1 pseudogene is annotated in these 400 nt (G+C 49.0%); it reads left to right on the top strand.

Going from position 1 to position 400, the window contains the following annotated elements:
* Positions 1-400 (top strand): annotated as a pseudogene (locus tag BTA35_RS17335) (bifunctional 23S rRNA (guanine(2069)-N(7))-methyltransferase RlmK/23S rRNA (guanine(2445)-N(2))-methyltransferase RlmL); the annotation flags it as partial.

Genomic DNA, 400 nt, shown 5'->3' on the forward strand with positions numbered 1-400 from the left:
GGTAACAGCTTACATCAGCGGGGATATCGTTTAGATGGCGGTTTAGCGCCACTGAAAGAGAACTTGGCCGCCGCTATTTTGATTCGCAGTGGTTGGCCTGAGTTGGCTAAAAAAGGTGCGCCTTTATTGGACCCAATGTGTGGTTCTGGCACCTTATTGATTGAAGCCGCGCTGATTGCTATGGACCAAGCTCCGGGGCTCAACCGTAGTCACTTTGGCTTTTTTACATGGAAACAACATGATTTCGACCTCTGGCAAGAGGTGGAAAAAGAAGCGGATATTCGAGCAGGCTTAGGCCGAAAACGTTGGCAGGGCCTGATCTATGGCTATGATGTCAGCAATAAAGCACTAGATGCTGCTCGCAAAAATATCCGCCGAGCAGGTCTGGATAAAACGATTC

It is taken from the genome of Oceanospirillum linum (genome assembly GCF_001995095.2).
In the GTDB taxonomy this organism is placed as follows: domain Bacteria; phylum Pseudomonadota; class Gammaproteobacteria; order Pseudomonadales; family Halomonadaceae; genus Oceanospirillum; species Oceanospirillum linum.